Origin of the sequence: uncultured Traorella sp., from assembly GCF_944327115.1 — a bacterium.
Taxonomy (GTDB): Bacteria; Bacillota_I; Bacilli_A; order Erysipelotrichales; family Erysipelotrichaceae; genus Traorella.
Map to the genome: position 1 here is coordinate 1 of NZ_CALVGS010000110.1, position 17,883 is coordinate 17,883.

21 protein-coding genes and 3 tRNA genes are annotated in these 17,883 nt (G+C 39.4%); 2 read left to right on the forward strand and 22 right to left on the reverse strand.

Annotated features, from left to right (window positions below; translation table 11 throughout):
- The 20 genes from Q0K35_RS09440 to gndA form a co-directional block, all read right to left on the reverse strand.
- The coding region (locus Q0K35_RS09440) for an NUDIX domain-containing protein (RefSeq protein ID WP_294562549.1) at positions 1 to 726 on the reverse strand (726 nt) is incomplete at its 3' end.
- A complete protein-coding gene (locus tag Q0K35_RS09445) occupies positions 713 to 1,471 on the reverse strand; it encodes an aminoglycoside adenylyltransferase domain-containing protein (protein WP_294562550.1) in 759 nt (252 codons plus the stop codon). The genes Q0K35_RS09440 and Q0K35_RS09445, both read right to left, overlap by 14 nt.
- 2 nt (positions 1,472 to 1,473) lie before the next feature.
- Positions 1,474 to 2,058, reverse strand: a complete 585-nt coding sequence (locus tag Q0K35_RS09450; protein ID WP_294562552.1) for a DnaJ domain-containing protein — start codon at positions 2,056 to 2,058, stop codon at positions 1,474 to 1,476.
- Positions 2,042 to 2,887, reverse strand: coding sequence for a DUF5685 family protein (locus Q0K35_RS09455; protein WP_294562553.1), 846 nt, complete (start codon positions 2,885 to 2,887; stop codon positions 2,042 to 2,044). The genes Q0K35_RS09450 and Q0K35_RS09455 overlap by 17 nt, the downstream gene beginning before the upstream one ends.
- 303 nt (positions 2,888 to 3,190) lie before the next feature.
- Positions 3,191 to 3,277, reverse strand: a tRNA-Leu gene (locus tag Q0K35_RS09460).
- Between the two features lie 23 nt (positions 3,278 to 3,300).
- Positions 3,301 to 5,067 (reverse strand): aminopeptidase P family protein, encoded by a 1,767-nt coding sequence (locus tag Q0K35_RS09465; RefSeq protein WP_294562554.1) that lies wholly within the window; start codon positions 5,065 to 5,067, stop codon positions 3,301 to 3,303.
- 26 nt (positions 5,068 to 5,093) lie between these two features.
- The gene (locus Q0K35_RS09470; RefSeq protein WP_294562556.1) at positions 5,094 to 6,386 is read right to left on the reverse strand and encodes a polysaccharide deacetylase family protein; all 1,293 of its coding nucleotides are present in this window, start codon (positions 6,384 to 6,386) and stop codon (positions 5,094 to 5,096) included.
- A 39-nt stretch (positions 6,387 to 6,425) separates the two neighbouring features.
- On the reverse strand, positions 6,426 to 6,830 hold the full coding sequence (gene mscL / locus Q0K35_RS09475) for a large conductance mechanosensitive channel protein MscL (RefSeq protein ID WP_294562557.1): 405 nt from the start codon (positions 6,828 to 6,830) through the stop codon (positions 6,426 to 6,428).
- On the reverse strand, positions 6,827 to 8,386 hold the full coding sequence (locus Q0K35_RS09480) for an FAD-dependent protein (RefSeq protein WP_294562558.1): 1,560 nt from the start codon (positions 8,384 to 8,386) through the stop codon (positions 6,827 to 6,829). Before Q0K35_RS09480 ends, mscL begins: the two co-directional genes overlap by 4 nt.
- Entirely contained in the window at positions 8,386 to 9,342 is a 957-nt protein-coding gene (locus Q0K35_RS09485) for a metal ABC transporter substrate-binding protein (RefSeq protein WP_294562559.1), read from the reverse strand. The genes Q0K35_RS09480 and Q0K35_RS09485 overlap by 1 nt, the downstream gene beginning before the upstream one ends.
- A gap of 17 nt (positions 9,343 to 9,359) precedes the next feature.
- Complete coding sequence (locus Q0K35_RS09490; protein WP_294562560.1) at positions 9,360 to 9,953, reverse strand: site-2 protease family protein; 594 nt, start codon at positions 9,951 to 9,953, stop codon at positions 9,360 to 9,362.
- A gap of 35 nt (positions 9,954 to 9,988) precedes the next feature.
- A complete protein-coding gene (locus tag Q0K35_RS09495; protein WP_294562561.1) occupies positions 9,989 to 10,447 on the reverse strand; it encodes a hypothetical protein in 459 nt (152 codons plus the stop codon).
- 8 nt (positions 10,448 to 10,455) lie between these two features.
- A complete protein-coding gene (minD, locus tag Q0K35_RS09500) occupies positions 10,456 to 11,232 on the reverse strand; it encodes a septum site-determining protein MinD (protein WP_294562562.1) in 777 nt (258 codons plus the stop codon).
- Complete coding sequence (locus Q0K35_RS09505) at positions 11,190 to 11,771, reverse strand: hypothetical protein (RefSeq protein WP_294562564.1); 582 nt, start codon at positions 11,769 to 11,771, stop codon at positions 11,190 to 11,192. Before Q0K35_RS09505 ends, minD begins: the two co-directional genes overlap by 43 nt.
- Positions 11,744 to 12,301 carry a hypothetical protein gene (locus Q0K35_RS09510; protein ID WP_294562566.1) on the reverse strand — a complete coding sequence of 186 codons (558 nt, stop codon included), beginning with the start codon at positions 12,299 to 12,301 and terminating at the stop codon, positions 11,744 to 11,746. The genes Q0K35_RS09505 and Q0K35_RS09510 overlap by 28 nt, the downstream gene beginning before the upstream one ends.
- Positions 12,298 to 13,125 carry a rod shape-determining protein MreC gene (gene mreC / locus Q0K35_RS09515; protein WP_294562568.1) on the reverse strand — a complete coding sequence of 276 codons (828 nt, stop codon included), beginning with the start codon at positions 13,123 to 13,125 and terminating at the stop codon, positions 12,298 to 12,300. Before mreC ends, Q0K35_RS09510 begins: the two co-directional genes overlap by 4 nt.
- Positions 13,126 to 13,159: 34 nt before the next feature.
- Complete coding sequence (gene radC / locus Q0K35_RS09520) at positions 13,160 to 13,840, reverse strand: DNA repair protein RadC (protein WP_365936222.1); 681 nt, start codon at positions 13,838 to 13,840, stop codon at positions 13,160 to 13,162.
- Positions 13,836 to 14,234, reverse strand: coding sequence for a hypothetical protein (locus Q0K35_RS09525; protein WP_294562569.1), 399 nt, complete (start codon positions 14,232 to 14,234; stop codon positions 13,836 to 13,838). Before Q0K35_RS09525 ends, radC begins: the two co-directional genes overlap by 5 nt.
- Positions 14,235 to 14,279: 45 nt before the next feature.
- The gene (locus tag Q0K35_RS09530) at positions 14,280 to 14,453 is read right to left on the reverse strand and encodes a hypothetical protein (RefSeq protein WP_294562571.1); all 174 of its coding nucleotides are present in this window, start codon (positions 14,451 to 14,453) and stop codon (positions 14,280 to 14,282) included.
- A 66-nt stretch (positions 14,454 to 14,519) separates the two neighbouring features.
- The gene (gene gndA, locus Q0K35_RS09535; RefSeq protein ID WP_294562573.1) at positions 14,520 to 15,875 is read right to left on the reverse strand and encodes an NADP-dependent phosphogluconate dehydrogenase; all 1,356 of its coding nucleotides are present in this window, start codon (positions 15,873 to 15,875) and stop codon (positions 14,520 to 14,522) included.
- A gap of 116 nt (positions 15,876 to 15,991) precedes the next feature.
- Between gndA and Q0K35_RS09540 the strand changes: the two genes are divergently transcribed.
- Together Q0K35_RS09540 and Q0K35_RS09545 are read left to right on the forward strand one after the other, a co-directional pair.
- Positions 15,992 to 16,079: transfer RNA gene (locus Q0K35_RS09540), tRNA-Ser, on the forward strand.
- A gap of 160 nt (positions 16,080 to 16,239) precedes the next feature.
- The gene (locus tag Q0K35_RS09545) at positions 16,240 to 16,692 is read left to right on the forward strand and encodes a hypothetical protein (protein ID WP_294562574.1); all 453 of its coding nucleotides are present in this window, start codon (positions 16,240 to 16,242) and stop codon (positions 16,690 to 16,692) included.
- Between the two features lie 32 nt (positions 16,693 to 16,724).
- Here the strand turns inward: Q0K35_RS09545 and Q0K35_RS09550 are convergent, their stop codons facing one another.
- Together Q0K35_RS09550 and Q0K35_RS09555 are read right to left on the reverse strand one after the other, a co-directional pair.
- Positions 16,725 to 17,225 (reverse strand): superoxide dismutase family protein, encoded by a 501-nt coding sequence (locus Q0K35_RS09550; protein ID WP_294562576.1) that lies wholly within the window; start codon positions 17,223 to 17,225, stop codon positions 16,725 to 16,727.
- 192 nt (positions 17,226 to 17,417) lie between these two features.
- Positions 17,418 to 17,493: transfer RNA gene (locus Q0K35_RS09555), tRNA-Lys, on the reverse strand.
- Positions 17,494 to 17,883: the final 390 nt, after the last annotated feature.

Below are 17,883 nucleotides of genomic sequence, written 5' to 3' on the forward strand. Positions count from 1 at the left end.
ACCCGGCCGGACACTATAACCAATGTGACCAGCGTAATTGAAAAGATAATCATTTAGTTCATGACGAAGCTGGATCATGCCCACGATCTTTCTATCTTTCTTCCTGACAAGAATATACTGTTCACAGCTCACCCGGTGGGATGGAACCTTATCAGCATCCTCATAATCTTTGCACCCGGAAATCCATTCCAAAGGATCCTCACATTCTCTTAAATTTCCTGTACCATCCATCGAATCCCGTGCATCTAAAAACTCCTGCCGATATGCCGCTATTTCACTCGCATAAGATGCATCCGGCTTTATAAATATGAGATCATCAAACAATTCATCATGATAACCCTCTGCCACCTTGACCATATGGCCGATATTTCCCTCACCGGCATAAATCTTCATATCAAAGAAATCTTCATTCTTATCAATCCAGCACAGCTCATTCTCATCTCCATATACCTCTTTGTGATGAGCAAGCATTCCTATGTAGACCTCTACGGTTAGATCATCTAAATGATACACCATATCCATCAAATGAGTTAAAATGATATCATCAGAAGAAATACCTGTTTCCTCATATAATTCACGATAAGCTGCATGTTCGCTCAGCTCATCCTTTTCAACTTTTCCCCCTACCAGATTCAATAACCCTTTATAGGGATTTTTCTTACGCTTACACATCAATATCTTTTCTTTATTTTCATCATAAACTAAGATCACATTACACTTTTTCATTCAAAATCCCTTCTTTTTCCATAAATTCAAATAATAAATCCCCTTCTTTTTCATCTATTTTATCAACTTGATCATTAAGATAACACGACAACGCTTTTGATATGATATTATTTAACGGATAAGGAAAATGTCGGATCGCCCATTCTCCCGCTAAAAGCTTGCTTGACACGACCCCTTCTTTTTTATAATAATACACGCGGCACAGGTTCAATATGACATCAACAGGTTCCTTTTTGAATCGTTTCTTCGAATCTGCGACATCTTTTTCGATACTGTCTAAATATGCTTCTTTAGGCACCTCTGAAAAAAGCCGCTCTTTCTCCATTCCATAAACACAGATGCCAAAATGATACGTTATCATAAAATGAGCAGCAAGATCCTCATCTTTTCCCTGCATTTTCAAAAGGGTCCCTTCCAGATCTTTTTGATAAGAAGAGAGATACATCGGTGAATAATGAAGCTCATAAGGTGTCGGATAGATAAAATTCAGACAATAACGCTTCAGCACCACACTCATCTCAAAGCCCTTGAAGGGTGCCTCAGACTCATGATCCATCAAAAACCGAATCATCCTTTTTTTCTGGTCAAAAGATGGTATCTGCTCGCAAATAACAAGAAAATCCAAGTCACTTCTACTTGGATTAAAGCCTCCCATCGCATAAGAGCCATGAATATAAATACCTACTAAATTTGTCTGCAGGATCTTTACATACTCCCTGACAATTTTCTGAATCAACTCTTCCATAACTAACAGCAGCAGAAAAGCGGTACCCCAAAACCACCTAAACACATATTACAAAGCATCAGCTGACAGCAAAGCGATCCGCCGTCACCAAAAGGCTGCTGCATCCTGCGATAACGATTCTGGCTTCCCTGTATCTGCGCATAGAGCTGACGATACTCATTATTCGTCGGATCCATCTGACAGGCTCTTTCAGCCGCTTCCATCGCTGCTACCTGCTGACCAAGTCCATAATTGGCAATCGCATAAAGATAATACCAGTTGGCATCACGATTGCTCATATTGGTCAAAAGCTGATAAGCATATAAATATTGCCCCATATTCAAAAAGCTGACCACTCTTTGATAATCATTATTGGCGTAGGTCTGCTGAGAACCGTACTGATTCCAGAATTCACGTGCATTACCGCCGTTTTTACGCATGTTCATGATCGTATCATAGGCATTCTGAATCTTCTTGAAACGCTCTTCTGCACCTGCTTCCTTATTTACGTCAGGATGATATTTTTTCGCCAATTGACGATATGCTTTTTTCACCTCTTCATCACTGGCATCAGGGCTGACACCTAAAATCTTATACGGATCTTCCATCTTTATCATCCTCTCTTTTCTTTCTCACCATTGCATATCTTGCCCACACCCCTGAATATATAATATTTCGTAAAATATTTGCATATTCAAGAATCGGCAGCTTTTCAAACGCATCACTTGAGCGTGCGATCATCAGTTCCAGTATATTTTTTATCCGTTCATCAAATCCACATTTTTGGTAACTTTTTATAAACGGATTAAAACAATTTTTAGAAATATCTTTTTCTACATCCTCATAAGCATCCATGATATAAATAAAACGTCCTAAATAATCACCCATTTCATATAGAAGTCCTTTCCATTCGTCCTCCCGATAAGCAAGGATCTCACCCAACATTACTCCGCTCAGTCCTGCCAAAGCATCAATATCTTCACATTTTTCTTCTTCCAATAAATGAGTTTTTTCAAGAACCTCCCGGATCTTTTTCACTTTATCCGGATATTTTGCTTGTACCTGTAGGAATTTCTTTTTCAGTGCTTTCTGATAAATATAGCTTGATTTCTTACGTTCATCTTCCCAGTTATCCTCACATTTTAAATAAGTAAGAAGAATCGTCATATCCGAAGCATATTCGATCATCACATTGTGAAAGAGATTTCTTTTTTTCGTCGGATGAAAAGGACATCGATATTCTTTTGATGTGACCTCACATTCGTAAAGCCCGCTCAGCAGTATTGCCAAAAAGGTCATATCAAAATTTAATGCCATCTGTCCGCTTCTTCCATACGTCTGATGAAGACAATCACATAAACCACAATAAAAGCCTAAATAAGTATCATTTTCCTCTTCACTCAGCTTTTGCTTATTCACCATCACATATCCAAACATATCTCTTCCTCATTTTATATAGTTTACAGATTTATGGCCCATAATTCAAGGATTCTTTTTCAAAAAACATGATTCAACATAATTTTGCCGTGATCCTTTTACAATCCTTTAAGCCGAAACCTGATAATATTCATGTCATGATCCTTTTCTCTTAAAAAAGTTATTATTACAAGGTATAATATTTTCTCATTGACAAATAGAAGGGATAATTTCAGAAAAAGCAATAATTTTGTCGTCATTTTTGTCGTCATTTTCAAATCAATGCATCAAAAAAGCCCTATTTCTAGGGCTTATCTTGAATAATGGTGCGGATAACAGGACTTGAACCTGCACGATATTGCTACCACTAGAACCTGAATCTAGCGCGTCTACCAGTTCCGCCATATCCGCATATTAAAAGCAGTTACCTGCTTTTAAATTTCTCTTGTATATTCTTTCAGCTTTTCAAGCTCATAAGAATTCATGTACGGAGAAAGTTTCTCAAAAACCTCTCTGTGATAATTATTTAACCACATTCTTTCACTGTTTGTCAACATATTTTTTAAAATAGGATCTAAATCATATGGACATAATGTCAAGGATTCAAATTTCATAAACTGTCCGTATTCATTTTTCACATCTTTTACACATAACAGCTCATTTTCAATACGGATACCATGAGAACCTTCTACATAATAACCCGGCTCATCCGTTGTGATCATACCTTCTTCAAAGACACATATTCCTCTTGACGGATTCCAGTAAAAATTATTCGGTCCTTCATGCACATTCAGCACATGACCTACACCATGTCCTGTACCATGCTTAAAATCCATATTTCTTTCCCAGAATGGTTCACGACAGATACCGTCTAATGACGGACCGCTGCAGCCATACAAAAATTTTGCCTTTGCAAGATCGATATGACTTCTTAATACCGTTGTATAATCTTCTTTAAATGCTTCACAGGTTTCTCCCAGCATAAAGGTACGTGTAATATCCGTTGTTCCCTGCTTATAGGTTCCTCCGCTGTCCACTAACAGAAAATCTTTGGCCTTGCACATCGCATAAGCATCCTTGGTTGCCGTATAATGCATGCTTGCACCATTAGGACCATAACCGGCAATCGTATCAAAGCTCGGCTCGATCAGATCGGCCCATTCTTTTCTAAAGCTTAATAATTTTTCACTGACTTCTAATTCACTGATATCTCTTTTCTTGATTTCATCTTTCAGCCAGATCATAAATTTTGTCACTGCCACACCATCCATGACATGTGCCCATTTTGTATTTTCGATTTCAACCTTATTCTTGATAGCTTTCATCATCGTACTTGGATTTGGTGCATTGACGATCTCACAAGGAATGCATTCCAATAAATATGAGTTGATGACAGCTTCATTGACCATGACACGATGATCCTTATCCAGTTTTTTCAAGTATTCATAAACATCATTATATGGATAAAGCTCGACATGACATTCCTCAAAATTCTTCTTCATGCCTTCATCACATTTCTTTTCATCCATAAACAAAGCCACTTTATCCATAAAGATAACAGCATAGCTCAATACAAGAGGACATGAATGAACATCATCCCCACGCATATTAAAGATCCATGCCAGATCATCCAAAGTAGAAACAACATGCACATCCGCACCCTGTTCCTTCATGACCTTACGGATGTCCGCTAATTTTTCACTTGTCTTTTTGCCACTGTATTTTTCTTCCATAAAGAAAGCTTTCTTATCAGATAAAGCCGGACGATCTTCCCAGATCATATCAACCAAGTCTTCATCACATTTAAAATTCAATTTAAAGCTTTCTTTGAAATGCCTGAACTGCGCTGCCGTAACAACACGTCCGTCAAAACCCAACGTATCATTCTCATGCAGATGCGCTTTGATATATTCATCTAAGGTAGGCACATTCGGTTCATTCATCTTCATCAGCTTAAATTCACTGCCCTTGATGGCATTGGCAGCAATGATGAAATAACGAGCATCGGTCCATAAACAGGCTTCTTCTTGTGTAATGAGCAAAAAACCGGCACTGCCTTTAAATCCGCTCATATAAGCTCTTGTCTTGAAATAATCTGAAACATATTCAGAGTTATGAAAGTCACTGGTTGGAATATAGTAAGCATCGATTCCTTTTTCTTTCATAAGCTTTCTTAATTTTTGTATTCTTTCATCGATCATAATACACCCTCTTTTCTGCAGTTATTTTATACCTTTTTAATCTGACTGACAAGCTCAAATGAATAACCTTGACGCCTGGCTTCCAGTATAAAATCTTCCATGGCCTCATAATTGCCTTTATTAGCCGGATGAAGCAGGTAAATGGCTCCATTATGAAGATGGGAGATCAGATTATTGTAAGCAGCTTCTTTGGAAACATCTGCACTGTAATCATCATAGGCATGGCTCCAAAAATAAGTGCGGTATCCCAGATCACTGACCATGGCTAATGAACGTAAAGAAAAATCTCCTTTTGGGAAGCGAAAGATCAATGGCGGCATTTTTTTGGTGACCTCATAAATGGCCCGCTGAGTGTCCATCAGCTCATTGACAAACTGTTTGGATCCTTGAACATTCGCCAGCTGTGTCATATCCGGATGGGTGCGGGTATGATTGCCGATCTCATGACCGTTTGCGACAAGATCTCGCATAAAATCCGCTTCTTTCAATATATAATTACGTGTCAGAAAATAAGTGGCATCAACATCATGATTATTTAAGATATCTGCGATTTCTTTGATATAAGTTTGATCCTTTCCGCCTTCATCAAAAGTAAGATAGAGCGTCTTTTCATCATCTCCGATATAATAAGTATTATATTTTTCCATCAATGTTTGATCATAAGTAGGTGGCTTACGCTCGTGATCATTCGCTTTTTTGATCCACCAGCCCTGCCTCTGATTATCCAATTCATCATAATGATAATGCAAATCCATCATCAAGGGATTTTCCACGACTTCTACGATACGCTCTATTTCACTGCTATTTCCTGCCCTGTCGCTCACCTGATAATGAACCTTATATTCGCCGATGACCGAAGGGTCGATCCGGTGATGGATCTGCAGACGATCATTGAGATCTTCTTTTGAATTATCAAAAATCTCAACACCGGGTTCTTCATATTCCTCATTTTGAAAAACGATCATATGCGCATCCTGAATCAGCGTCATGACCGGCGGCCGGGTATCCTTTACGTTGACATAGCGGACGATCCTTTGATTTTCAAAAGTATAACTGATTTCATACTGACCGGTTTTTTCCAAATTGACATTGCTTTGGATATGGATGTTTTTCGTGATCGTCTGAAAATTCTTATGGATCAAAACGCCCTTATCTTCATAAGCCTCATTAATTTCAACCTCTGCATGTTTGTTTCCAACAAGACGCATATAGGTTCCTAAGGCTCCTTGATAGCGTAAAAAAGCAAATAGCCCCAGAAATATGAAACAGGCAGAAAATGATAATAGAAATACCATCTTATTTTTAAATGATCTCGACATAAAAAACCTCCCCTACATCTTATGCGGGGAGGTTCCACCTTATTTTTGTTTTCGAAGCTCTTCTAAGATTTCCATCAAAAGCTTATCCGTAGATGAAATCTCCGGTTCAGCCGGCTTTTCTTCCTCTTTCTTTTTGACAGGTGCAAGCGTTCTTATCTTATTGAGTCCTTTGACCATCAAAAAGATAATCAGGGCAATCATGATAAAATCAATGACATTATTGAGAAAAAGTCCATAATTGATATTGACGCCATTAATGGTCAGTACCATATCACTTAATGCAGCTGTTCCGCCTGTAACCAGACTGATCAGCGGTGTGATCAGATCACTGACGATCGAGCTCACCACCTTTGATACGGCAGAGCCCATGATGACACCGATGGCCATATCAAACATATTTCCTTTTAACGCAAATTCTTTAAATTCATTGATAAATTTTTTCATAGCTTACCTCTTTTCTTCATCCATTCTTCGGCACATCTGATACCATCGATCGCCGCCGAAACGATACCTCCGGCATAACCGGCACCTTCCCCCATCGGGTAAAGATTTTTTACATTCACACTTACACATGCATCATTACGCACAATCCGAATCGGTGATGTGCTGCGCGATTCGACACCGCACATGACTGCATCTTCCTGGGCAAAGCCCTTCATCTTCCTATCCATCGCTAAGATTCCTTCTTCCAGTGATTCATTGATAAAGGCAGGAAACAGCGCATGAAGATCACAAGGAGTCACGCCTGTGCGACAGGAAGGCCGGATGCTGCCAAAGGCAGATGTAGGCTGATGCTTCAAAAAATCACCAACCCGTTGTGCCGGCGCATGATAATTGCAGCCGCCAAGCTCAAAGGCCTTTCGTTCCAGCATTTCCTGAAAATTCATACCATCAAAAAGCCCGCTTCCTATATCATCCGTGGTAACCTGTACCAAAAGAGCACTATTGGCATTAACAGCATCCCGTTTATGATAACTCATGCCATTGGTCACGACATGATTACGTGATGAGGTTGCCATGACAACCTCGCCTCCCGGACACATACAGAAAGTATAAACCCCTCTTCCCTTTTGGGTCGTATGTGTCAGCCGGTAACTGGCAGGCCCTAATACCGCTGCATAAGGACCATATTGGCTCTCATCCACAAATTTCTGTAAATGCTCGATCCTGACACCTACGGCAAAATTCTTTGCAATACAGTGTACCTGCTTCTCATTCAGCATTCGGAATGTATCTCTGGCACTGTGACCGATTCCTAATAATAAATCATCACAAGGCAGCCATTGGCCATTGATCTGCACCTGATGGATCATGCCGTCTTCAATTTGAATATCTTCTAATGTATGATCAAAGTGAATTTCCCCGCCAAGCCGCAGGATCTCTTCTCTCATTTTCTTTATGATCTTTACCAGCTCATCCGTACCGATATGAGGATGGCTCTGATAAACGATGGCCGGATCGGCACCAAATCGAACAAACTGTTCCAATACATAACGTCCTCTGGGATCCTTGCTTCGCGACGTCAGCTTTCCATCTGAAAAAGTTCCTGCGCCGCCTTCGCCAAACTGAACATTGCTGTTTTCATCTAAAGGACCCCCTTGAAAAAAGGTTTCCACATCCTTCATTCTCTTTTCTACACAGCTCCCCCTCTCATAAATGATCGGATTTGCATGATGCATCGCCAAATAGAGCGCACAGAAAAGGCCGCTAGGTCCCATCCCGATGATCAGTGGTCTTGTATCAAACGATCGATATTGGATCTTTTCAGCCTTTTTGGTTTTCGATAAGGCAACATCCTGAAGATGAAGATACCTTTCTTCATGAGCAATTTTCACATCAACGCTGTATGTCAGATAAATTTCTTCCTTACGTGCATCAATGCTTTCACGAACGATTTCATATTCAAAAGAATCTCTTGTTTTCAGTTTTTTCGCAATCACCTTCCGCAACTGTGAAAGCTCACTGCCCGGCAATAACCGGCATCCATTGACCCGAAGCATTACTCAAGTGCCTCTATCTGAGAAAGATTCTCATACATCAATGTCATATAATCCATATTATTGGCCAGTGCATCCTCTGAAATCGAAGAAATATTGTTTAACTTGATTTCTGTAAGATTACATCTTTCCTTAACCTCATTGAACAATTCTTCCATCTCCTCCGTCAGATTTTCTTCATGAGCGATATATTTGACGCCATCCTGTGTAATTCTTTCACAGATAAGATCAAGCTGTTCATCACTAGGCAAGGCTCCATATTTAGAAAGGATCAGCGGATAAACATTAAAGCCATAAGACTTCTGCCAGTTTCCAAAGCTTGGCGTTACACTGACAAATGAAACATTCTTATTTGATAAACGAATATTTTGAAACTGGGTATCCAAAACAGCCAGATCCACTTCCAGCTCATCATAACGTGCCGAAAAATCCTTCGCATATTCAGGATATACCTCAGAAAGCGTTTCAGCAATCGTTTTGGCCATGCTCATCATCGAGATCGGATCCATCCATAAGATCACATCACTGTCATACGTATCGATATTATCAAATATTTCTCCATCATAATAATCGCTTTCCACAACGACCTGCTGGTTGTTGACGGTCGTCGTCGTATAACGATCGAATTTATAAATCGCACTGGTCCGAGCCAGATCGATCGTCTTACCCGAAGCTCTGGCAAACTCATCACTATAAATAGCTGTATATGGTTCCAATTGCGATATGGTAAAAACAACATCAGCCTCATCCAGATCATCCTCAAAGGTATTGCTGACAGAGGCTACCTGAATCAAATCATTGCTGGAAAGATTGCAGGCATCCACATATGTGCCCCCAATACGGTTGATCAGATAATATACAGGATAATTCGTTGCACATACCTTGGCAGCACGTATCCGGCAGCCGCTCATCGCAGCGACAGCTGCTATCAGGCAAAAGATCTTACATAGTTTCTTCACAAACATCACCGCTACCATTATACATGATTTTTACCAAGTTTGAAACGATTTCTTTGGCAGTAACTATATTCCACAAGATCTTCTTCATTTCTTCTTAATTCATTCACCAGAAGAAACATCAAAAAAAGTAAAAGGATCCTCATATTCCACCTTCCATACCAAAAAAGCAGGACAGAGAGCAGAAAGGAACATATCAAAACCGCTTTTCTGGAAGTATCATACGAAAAGATCAGCCGCAAAAGACATAATAAGATCCTTCCGCCATCCATCGGATAAAGCGGCAAAAGATTAAATAATAATATCGCAGCATTGATCTGCATCAGATAGCTCCGGAATCCAAAAGAAATCATATTTAAACGGCAAAAAGCTTCAATCATCAAAAAAAAGAACAGATGCATGCTTAATCCCGCCAAAAGAATCAACAGGATATCAAAAATCCTGCCATGATCCAAATGATCGATCTGAGCACTAAATCCAAATGGATAGACATGGATCACACCTACCCGATAACCCAGCTTCAAAGCCACAAAGACATGTGCCATTTCATGAATAAAAAGCATCAGAAAGATGAGCAGATAAATTTTAAGAGCATAGGAAAACACAGCCAGCATCAAAAAAAGAAGCCATAGAAATGAAAAGTGAAACCTCACAGTTTCACCACTTCTTCATAGCTGAGCTTCTGATCATCTTTTTTAAATTCCAGCTTTAATGAATCCTTAAAAGCACCAAGTCCCTGTCCCTTCAAAACCCGTTCATCCGTTTTTACCACAACATCCTCTAACTGTGCATAGATTCCTAAAACTCCATTATCATGCAGTATCGTAACTGATGTTTCATCTGTTTTCAGCACGATACCGTCAAACTGCGAGGCGCAAAGATTGGTCCCATTCGTATATATATCATCTACAAGATGATGATACTGGATGGAAGCACTGACCTCATGATCATAAAATTTAAACCAATTTTCATAGGGCAGCCACGTACCGATCGATGGCAGCTCGATCCACTTCTGCTTCTCATTGATCTTAAAGCCAAGAAATAAGGCAATGCAGAAAAGAAGGAAGATGAAGGAATTTACGAAGCCGGCTTTCTGTTTCTTTTTCATACTTTATCTTATGATGAGAACAAGCGTTTTAGAATTGATTTATGAAGCTTTGGAATAACGACCTCTTCACCGAGAAAGGCATTGCAGATATGATCAAAACATTCACATGCCTTAGAATTTTCACGATATACCGCAGGCTGTCCATGATTATAGCCACGAATGATCTGTTCATCCTCATACACGACACCGATACATTCCACACAGAGCCATTCCAAGGCATTTGAAAGCTGGATGCTGATGCCCTTGTCGATATATCGAAGATTGAGCCTGTTCAGGATACATCTGATCTGACAAACATTCTCTTTCATTAAAAGTCCAATGATACGGTCTGCATCCTGCAAAGCAGTCATATCCAATGTTGAAACCACGATGAAGCTTTCCGCAAAAGCACAGGTATATAGAAATCCTGTTTCAATTCCTGCCGGTGTATCAAGGAGTATATAATCAAACATATCCTTCAATTCAAGGATTACCTCATGCATCATTTCCTGCTTCAGCTTATGTACATGAACACTTTTACACGCCGGCAAAAGCTTCAAATTATTCTGATTCTTGGCAGAAACAATTGCCTGTGCAAGAGTACATCTTCCTTGTGCAATATCCAAGATATCATAAAAAACCCGGTTTTCAAGTCCCATCATGACATCCAGGTTTTTCAATCCCAGATCCATATCCACCAGACATACCTTATAACCCCTGCGTGCAAGTGCAATTCCCAATCCAATACAGACGCTGCTTTTTCCTACACCGCCTTTTCCAGAGGTGATCCCAATGCAACTTCCCATGTCTTTTCCTCCCTCATGATCTGACCATTTTCATAATATAGAACACTGCTGGAAAAACTTGTCAGTTTATGAAACTGACTGTCAAAGATGCGAATGCGCGCCTGCTGAAGGCTTGAAGCTACACAGTAACAATCCCGATGATAAAAATCGATACAGCCCTTGATCTTCCCCAATACGATGAGATTGCCGTAACATTCCAGATAACAATCAAAAGGAATATCCTGAAAGATCATGACATCCTCTTCAAAGATCAAACGCTCTCCGGGATAGATCTTCCTGTTGAGCACCTTGATTTCTTTTTCACCCTTTTCACTTACAAAACCAAGAAACAAGGTATGCGCTTGTTCACAAATCTTTAAAAGTGTGATCAATTGTCTTTCATCACAATCCAGACAATCAAAAAAAGCTTCAAACCTTCCCCCATGGCGCTGGGAGCAGGCTAAAAGCTTTTCACCACATATTTCTGTCATTATCCCAAATTCACTGCGACTTACATATACAAAAGAATGATTTACCGCTTTGATGATATCTTCCACCATGAGATCGTTTCCTCTTTTCTGATCTTTTTCTCGCGCATCAGCATGACGTCTTCGATCATTCTGGAAGCCCACACGATGATCACCACCAACACTCCATTAAAGAGCAAAGTCAGAAAAGCGCGGGAAACTAACCACATATCAAAAGGCATCAGCGTTTCAGAGAGCAATGTCATGATGAAGTATACCAGAAACTCCTTGACAAATATTGTCGTAAAGACTAACATACAGCTTTCAAGCATCGATTCCGTAATATGCTTCTGCCATTGTGACACCGCTAAGTTAATGATCACAAAAACGATCGTACAGACCAAAAACGTATGCGCCGCAAAATAATCATACAAAAGTCCGAAAATCACTGTGATCAGCAGCGAATCGATCCGATCCATCTTCCGCTGCATCAATACCAGTGCACTAAGCCCCAGACACGGCGTGATCACAATATCACCCGGCATGAAGGAATGCGGAAGCAAGCCGCCAATGACTTCATCTGCCAGAAAGGAAGCCGCAATAAAAAGTACCTGTAAGATCATGGCTGTACCTCACAATAAACACTGACATATTCAAAGCTGGAGAAATCTGCGGCCGGCGTCACATAGACGATACGTCCGTTCTCATTACGCATTTCTTCGATCTCCATGACCGTACCGACAAGGATACCACTTGGAAATACACCGCCGGCACCGCTTGTCGTCACATTCTGATCGATCCTGATCTGATCGGTATTCGTATAAAGACGTACGATAAAAGCACCCTTTTCCAGATCATATTGTTCAAGATATCCGTTTACGACCTCCGTATCGCTCACATGGATCTGTACCGAAACCATGCTCAGCTGATCCTGTGATGTCAGTAGACGAACCCGTGAGGTATGTTCATTGACCTCGGTAATCTTCCCTATCAATCCATAAGCAGAAACGACGGCATTATCCAGGGCAACATGATCCGCAGCACCGACATTGATCGTGATCTGATTGTTGTAGACCTCCGGATTACGGCTGATGATACGGGCATTGACCTTTTCATAATGAGCGGCCACATCATTTCCGAGAAGCTCTTTTAATTCAGCGTTTTCACGCTGCAGATTCTCAATCATGGCACTGAGCTGATCGCTTTGTGCCAGCTGCTGACGAAGCGCATCATTTTCCTGCTTTACCTGCCACAAATCATTAAAATCATTGAAAAAATTCTGCAGGGTTTCAATTGGATAATCCAAAATACTGTATTTCAACATGACCAAAGGATCATATACGATACTTTTTATAGCACTGCCCTTGCCATTTGTAGAAAGTGCAAAAACAAGCAAAACAGCAATCAGCGCAAGGAGCAGTTTCTGAAGCCTTGTAAATCTTGACATAATATCACCTTATCTAATTATAAGAAAAACCGACCTAACTTGCAATCATTTGTTTTTCTTTAAAGCTGAAATAACGATTCTGACCGACGATCAGATGATCCAGACACTCAATGCCGCACAATTTACCGGCTTCAATAAATTGCCGGGTGATCACGATATCTTCTTTTGACGGTTCAACATGACCGCTGGGATGATTATGTACAAGCATGATCTTAGAAGCGTTGATTCGTAAAGCATAAGTATAGACTTCCCTTACTGATACGTTGCAGCTGTTCTGTAAGCCGACAAACATATCCTTATAGGTCAGCAATTCGTTTTTATGATTCAAAAAAAGAATCATGAAATGCTCCTGTTCCTGATAACCGATCTCACGATTCAGCCATCGCACAAGATTTTCAGGTGAATGAATGGAAATTCTTTTTTCCACACATGCAACTGCCATTCTTCTGCTCAGCTCAAAACACGCTAAGATTTCCAAAGCCTTGGCTTTTTTTATCCCCTTTAAGGAAGTCAGCTCTTCTAATGTCAGATGACTTAGCATGCTTAAGTTGGGACGCAGTTTTAAAATATCATCTGCCAGCTCAAGCGCACTTTTTCCCTTATAACCGCTTCTTAGCAGCATAGCGATCAATTCTCTGTGCTGAAGATAAGAAATACCATAGGTCATTGCCTTTTCCCGGGGACGTTCTTCTTTTTCTATTTCTTTTACTTTAATCTGACATCAGCTCCATCACCATTTCCATATCTCCTTTCAAGACAGCTTCACTAAACTGTTTTCCTGTCGACGTCACTTTTTTCAATATATAAGAAATCTGATTTTCACGAAGCTTTTTCTGGGCTTCGATCGTTTCTTCTTCATTTAAGCTAAGTGAGGTGACAACAATGATCAAATCATCCTTCGTATAGCTGTATGCCTCATATCCCAATCCTTTCAGCTTTTCAATACAGGCTGTACTATTTGTTGTTTCCTTAAACATTCCTATCTGATTCATATGTAACGTTACTTCCGCTTCCTCACCCTTCCACTGGCTTAAAAGAATAAGAAAAAGAAAGGCAAAGATCAGATCCAGTATGATTGCCAAAAAGACACTGGCCGATGTTTTATTCATGTGTCACCTCTGTTATCATCTTATGATTCTAACGATTCAAAAGAACTAATTTCCCCAAGTAATATTGATTCCCGGGATCGAAACACGCCCTTTAGAGGAAGTCAGAATCTTAATGATGGCGGCTGCTCCTGCCGCAATCGCCAAATAACCTAAAAGGGCACTTGTCGTCACCACTTTACCGTACATGCGGGAAAGCTGTTGATGACTTAGCTGGGTCATGCTATCACCTCCTACTCTTTTATATGCACGCCATCGTCATTTTTCCCAAAAAAAAAGAAACTTTTTTTAGTTTCTTTGCCATTCTGTATGAAAAAAGCCATCCATATCTGTACGCTCATACGTATGCGCCCCAAAATAATCCCGCTGTGCCTGAATCAGATTCATGCCTATAGAACTGCTCAAACCGTCATAATACGTCAAGGAAGACAGATAGACAGGTGCATATACACCTTTCATGATCAATATTTGCAAAGCGTGACGCCACATTTTTTGATTCTGATCGATCATCTCAACGATGGCTTCATCTTCCAGCAAGGTTTTATCCTTTTGATAAACAGCAACGATCTTTTTCAAAAATGACGACTGGATGATACATCCCTTTTGCCATATATGAGCAATCTGTGAAAAATCAAGATGCCAGTTATTTGCATCAGAAGCCTTTTTCATCAATTCAAAGCCCTGATGATAGATCATGACCTTTGAAAGATAAAAACTGATCTTAAGCTCATCAATGAAATTATCCGCAATCTTTTCATCATTTTCATATGCATGATTTACCTTCTTTTTAGTGCTTATAAATCGTGCCTGGAGGGCAGCGATCAGACTGGGAACCGCCTCATTATATTCAATCGCACTTAAAGCGCTCCATGCCCCGGTTCCCTTATGATGGGCCACATCCCTGATCCTGTCAAGCACCACTCCTTCATCATCACTAAATCTTAAGATATCGATCGTAATGCTTATCAGATAACTGAAAAGCTCACCCTGATTCCATTTTTCAAATATTTCAGCTATTTGCATATTGTTAAAATGATTTTTCTTCAAAGCCATATATGTTTCCGAGATCAGCTGCATATCTGCATACTCGATCCCATTATGCACCATTTTCACAAAATGACCGCTGCCACCCTCACCGATATAACTGACACAAGGTTCACCATCATCTGTTTTAGCAGCAATCTTTTGCAACAGCTTTTCTACCTGTTCATAAGCTGCATAATTGCAGGATGGCATCAGACTTGGTCCTTTTAAGGCTCCTTCTTCACCACCGGATATGCCCATACCTATGAAATAAATTCCCTTTTGTGCACATTTTGCCATTCTTCTTTCACTATCACGATAAAAAGAATTACCGCCATCTATAACGATATCATCTTTTTCAACAAGCTCCATCAATTGATCTAAAACGCTGTCGACCGCATTAGCACTCACCATTAATAAAATTTTCCGTGGCTTTTCCAATGAATTGACAAATTCACCTAAATTTTCGAAGCCTTGAAAATTAGGATGCTCTTTAACAAAATGAACTGTTTTTTCAAACGTTTTATTGTAAAGGGATACCCGATACCCATGATTGCCGATATTTTGAGCAATGGCCTTTCCCATGACACCTAATCCGACAATTCCAATATTATTTAACATATAGTTACCTCTCTACTTATGATATTACTCTCTTATGAAAAAGATGCAAACAATATGCCTGAAATCTACATAAACTTCTTGACAAAAGTCAGAAATTCCTTAAAATTGTAGATACTGGAGAATTGGCCGAGCGGTTTAAGGCACCATCTTGGAAAGGTGGCGAAGTGAAAGCTTCCGTGGGTTCGAATCCCATGTTCTCCGCCAGTGTTTAAATAAAGCCTTATTTTTAAGGCTTTTTATTATGCATCTTCAGCTTTTGAGAAAAAGATCTAAATATATACAATCTATCTTTATCATTGATTTTTATATCCTTTTTTATATAATTTAATAAAAGATAAGAATGTCAAAAAAAGGAGCTGAACGAATGAAAAAATTTATTCAATCTATTTTATTGCTAACTGTCTTTTTCTTAGTCGGGGCATGTTCATATACTGAATCACCCAGCCAAAAAAATCTGATATATGAAGAAACGATTTCTCCTAATGAAAAATATGTTTCCTCACAAGAAGATATCGTTTATTACACAATACAGGTTTTTCAAGACAGCGATTATACAATTACGGTAAATAGCGAATCGAATTTTGCTCTTTTTAAACCGGCACAATATTCTATTGAATATGATCAACCTGTTTCTAAGGAAAATATTGAAATTCAATGGACAACTTTGATGGGTAGCACAGAAGCCTCAGAAGATGATGAACTAACAACTGCCCATATATCCTTATCATCAAATGATGAAATTTTTAGTGAAAGATCCATTAATTTTATAAATGGAGCTTTAGAAACTATAATTGATGCCATAGACAGTAAAAAATAACTATGAAAGTTTGAACTTTCATAGTTATTTAGTTATCTTTCCGGATATGGCTGCGGACGATTTTCAGTAAATGGACGGATCACACCGCAAGCAATCATTTCTCCACTGTTTCCAGAAGGCTGCGTTTTAAAGTCATCCGGATCCTGATGAAGAACCATGACCCTTCCCATCACTTCTTCCAGCGTAAAGCGATCATTCAGCATACACATAAAAGCACTGCCGTTACGATTGATAAAAAGATTTCCTAAATCGCCTGCATGATATGGGTGCGAGCAATTATTCGGATTGTAATGTCCCTTGGCATCAGCCAAAGGATTTCTCGGATTTCCGGTACAGCTTTTTCCTTCATGGATATGAAAAGCTATGATCGGCTGATTACAGCGGATACGATTTGGCATAGGAAATCCTCGTACATTCATTCTGATCAAAACACCTTCATTTGTCTGATAAAGCATACATGCAGCTCTTAAACGGCGATACTCTCTTGTACCTTGAAGCATGCAGACAGCGTCTGCTTTTTTATTTATTTTCATCATGTCCTCCGCTTTAGGCTATGTTATCAAAAGAATGTCGTCTGGGCATTTGAAGATATATCCATCAAAATTGATATCAAGCTCCCACTAACCCTCCTGTTTTCCTAAAATTTTGTATAAAAGATCAGTGGGACTATCCAATTAAGAGCAATACACAAAAAAAGCCTGATTTCTCAGACTATTTTATTAAAATGGTGACCTGTCAGGGAATCGAACCCTGGACCCACTGATTAAGAGTCAGTTGCTCTGCCAGCTGAGCTAACAAGTCATAGCGCTCAATTATAATACAATATGTTTGCAAACTTGTCAATACCATTTTTTAAGATTAATTATTAAAAAAGTGATAATTCATTATAAAAAGCTGATATGAGCACTAAATAAAATATAAACCCAATATCTTATAATAGACCCACCTAACAGTATAATAAAGGAGTCCCACTAATCTTTCTAACTTAGTATATATTATTTTGGCTTTTTTTCAATTATTTAGCTCGCTTAATCAAAAGTGTCCTTTATGTTTATGATTTGTTGCATATTTTTTACTTGAAAGAGGCATTTCTTGATGAAATGCCTGCAAACACTAATTGTACGTCTTATTCCATCTTAAAAAAGTATCCTGGGATACACTTAACATTCTGGCACTTTCCCTAGATGTGAT

Excerpts from the sequence above, each read along its gene's own strand:
- Q0K35_RS09445 (WP_294562550.1), bottom strand. The coding sequence starts at position 1,471 with ATGGAAGAGTTGATTCAGAAAATTGTCAGGGAGTATGTAAAGATCCTG.
- Q0K35_RS09450 (WP_294562552.1), bottom strand. The coding sequence starts at position 2,058 with ATGGAAGATCCGTATAAGATTTTAGGTGTCAGCCCTGATGCCAGTGAT.
- Q0K35_RS09455 (WP_294562553.1), bottom strand. The coding sequence starts at position 2,887 with ATGTTTGGATATGTGATGGTGAATAAGCAAAAGCTGAGTGAAGAGGAA.
- Q0K35_RS09465 (WP_294562554.1), bottom strand. The coding sequence starts at position 5,067 with ATGATCGATGAAAGAATACAAAAATTAAGAAAGCTTATGAAAGAAAAA.
- Q0K35_RS09470 (WP_294562556.1), bottom strand. The coding sequence starts at position 6,386 with ATGTCGAGATCATTTAAAAATAAGATGGTATTTCTATTATCATTTTCT.
- mscL (WP_294562557.1), bottom strand. The coding sequence starts at position 6,830 with ATGAAAAAATTTATCAATGAATTTAAAGAATTTGCGTTAAAAGGAAAT.
- Q0K35_RS09480 (WP_294562558.1), bottom strand. The coding sequence starts at position 8,386 with ATGCTTCGGGTCAATGGATGCCGGTTATTGCCGGGCAGTGAGCTTTCA.
- Q0K35_RS09490 (WP_294562560.1), bottom strand. The coding sequence starts at position 9,953 with ATGCTGGCTGTGTTTTCCTATGCTCTTAAAATTTATCTGCTCATCTTT.
- Q0K35_RS09495 (WP_294562561.1), bottom strand. The coding sequence starts at position 10,447 with ATGAAAAAGAAACAGAAAGCCGGCTTCGTAAATTCCTTCATCTTCCTT.
- minD (WP_294562562.1), bottom strand. The coding sequence starts at position 11,232 with ATGGGAAGTTGCATTGGGATCACCTCTGGAAAAGGCGGTGTAGGAAAA.
- Q0K35_RS09505 (WP_294562564.1), bottom strand. The coding sequence starts at position 11,771 with ATGGTGGAAGATATCATCAAAGCGGTAAATCATTCTTTTGTATATGTA.
- Q0K35_RS09510 (WP_294562566.1), bottom strand. The coding sequence starts at position 12,301 with ATGATCTTACAGGTACTTTTTATTGCGGCTTCCTTTCTGGCAGATGAA.
- mreC (WP_294562568.1), bottom strand. The coding sequence starts at position 13,125 with ATGTCAAGATTTACAAGGCTTCAGAAACTGCTCCTTGCGCTGATTGCT.
- Q0K35_RS09525 (WP_294562569.1), bottom strand. The coding sequence starts at position 14,234 with ATGAATAAAACATCGGCCAGTGTCTTTTTGGCAATCATACTGGATCTG.
- Q0K35_RS09530 (WP_294562571.1), bottom strand. The coding sequence starts at position 14,453 with ATGACCCAGCTAAGTCATCAACAGCTTTCCCGCATGTACGGTAAAGTG.
- gndA (WP_294562573.1), bottom strand. The coding sequence starts at position 15,875 with ATGTTAAATAATATTGGAATTGTCGGATTAGGTGTCATGGGAAAGGCC.
- Q0K35_RS09545 (WP_294562574.1), top strand. The coding sequence starts at position 16,240 with ATGAAAAAATTTATTCAATCTATTTTATTGCTAACTGTCTTTTTCTTA.
- Q0K35_RS09550 (WP_294562576.1), bottom strand. The coding sequence starts at position 17,225 with ATGAAAATAAATAAAAAAGCAGACGCTGTCTGCATGCTTCAAGGTACA.